The sequence below is a fragment of the Mesorhizobium sp. M2C.T.Ca.TU.002.02.1.1 genome (genome assembly GCF_003997225.1).
Genome location: NZ_RZTO01001057.1, coordinates 1 through 1774, shown reverse-complemented (window position 1 = coordinate 1774; position 1774 = coordinate 1). Strand labels below are relative to the sequence as shown.

The following is a 1774-nucleotide window of genomic DNA, read 5'->3' as shown; positions in this document are numbered from 1 at the left end:
AGGATACGCTGATCCTCTACCAGATGATGTTCCCGCGCCATCCGCAGGAGACGCGCGATGTGGCGGCGGGCGGCGAGACGGCGAAGCTTGCCCGGCAGGACCAGCCATGCCCGTCCTGCACCGCGCTGCTCGACCAACTCGACGGCGCGATCGGCCATCTCGAAGCGGCGGGCTTCAACTTCGCCGTGGTGGCGAAGACCGCGCTCGACAATCTGACGGCGCTCGGCCGCGACCGCGGCTGGAAAAACATGCGGCTGGTGTCCTCGGCCGGCAACGCTTTCAAGCGCGACTACAATTCCGAAACGGCTGAAGGCGCGCAGATACCGCTGCTTTCGGTGTTCCACCGCGACGGCGACGGCATCCGGCATTTCTGGTCGTCGGAGCTCGGCTTCGCGCCGTCCGAACCCGGCCAGGACCCTCGCGCCATCGGCACCTGCGAGATCCTGTGGAACCTGATGGATTTCACGCCGGAAGGTCGCCCGAACTGGCACGAGCAGTTGCAATATGCCGGACAGGCGCCCACCGCGCACTGCCACTGATGGCGATGCGGGCCTCGGCCCGCGCGCTCTTTTTGAGGCAACCCCGGGGCCGGTGCCGCGTTGGGGAAGGCGGAGGGGCTGTTTCGGACCGGAGATCGAGATGAAAACGCTGCTGCCCCTGGTCGCCGTCGCGCTTCTTGCCGACGCGCCCGCCGCGTTCGCCCAATCGGACGACACCAACACGGACGCCGTGGGACCGATGGTGACCGACAACAAGGTCGACACCCAGACCTTCGTCACCACGGTGCCCAACGCCAATGAATTCGAGATCCAGTCGAGCAAGCTGGCGCAGCAGAAGTCGGCGTCGGCCGACGTCAAGGCCTTCGCCGCGCGGATGATCAAGGATCACACCAAGGCGGGCGAGGATTTCAAGGCGGCGATGAGCCAGGGCCAGACCACCGCGTCGATCAAGCCAGCCGGCCCGGCGCTGCAGCCGAAGGAGCAGCAAATGCTCGACGAATTGAAGGGCGCCAGCGGCAAGGAGTTCGACACCAAATACATCAAGATGCAGACCGACGTGCATAAGGACGCGGTGGCGCTGTTTTCAACCTACGCCAATTCCGGCGACGACCCCGCGCTGAAGGAATTCGCCAAGAAGACGCTGCCGGTGCTGAAGATGCATGAGAAGCACGCGAAGGACCTGGCGGTCGCGCATCAGTGAGGGGCTTTGGGCGAAGCCAATAGGCCAGCGCCGGTGCGAGGCCCCCCTCTCTGTCCTGCCGGACATCTCCCCCTCAAGGGGGGAGATCAGCCGTCACGCCGGCTTTCGCCAACCTCCCTCGTTGCAGGAAAGGCGAGGCGCCGAAGCTGCCAATCTCCCCCCTTGAGGGGGAGATGTCCGGCAGGACAGAGAGGGGGGCGAAGGATCGCTACGCTGTGCATTTTTTTGCGCAAGGATCGGACGGCTTATCCAGGGCAGGGTGAGACAAGCGCACCTTCTCCATGCGGGCCAACGGCCTCGTGTTCATCTCGGCGACGCCGCCGGTGGACATGGTGACCGGCGAGATGGTGCGCGGCGACATCGAGACCCAGACCGAGGCCTCGCCGAAGGCGCTGAAGCACTGCCTGGAAGCGGCTGGCACCTCGCTGGACAAGGTGGCTATGGTGCGCATCTACGCCCCGGCTTCTACAACGCCATCAACCGGGTCTATGCGACGTATTTTGCCATCAATCCGCCGGCGTGCCGGTGGCAGCGTGGCCGATGGAATTTGATATTGAGATCGAGTTTGTGGCTG

At 64.8% G+C, this 1774-nt stretch carries 2 protein-coding genes and 1 pseudogene; all 3 read left to right on the top strand.

Annotation, left to right across the window (positions count from 1 at the left end; all coding sequences use genetic code 11):
• Nucleotides 1-539: DUF899 family protein (locus tag EOD07_RS33250; RefSeq protein ID WP_127238241.1), on the top strand; the 539-nt coding region annotated here is incomplete at its 5' end.
• Between the two features lie 100 nt (nt 540-639).
• On the top strand, nt 640-1200 hold the full coding sequence (locus tag EOD07_RS33245; protein WP_127238240.1) for a DUF4142 domain-containing protein: 561 nt from the start codon (nt 640-642) through the stop codon (nt 1198-1200).
• A gap of 278 nt (nt 1201-1478) precedes the next feature.
• Nucleotides 1479-1774, top strand: a pseudogene (locus tag EOD07_RS33235) (RidA family protein); the annotation flags it as partial.

Excerpts from the sequence above, each read along its gene's own strand:
- EOD07_RS33245 (WP_127238240.1), top strand. The coding sequence starts at position 640 with ATGAAAACGCTGCTGCCCCTGGTCGCCGTCGCGCTTCTTGCCGACGCG.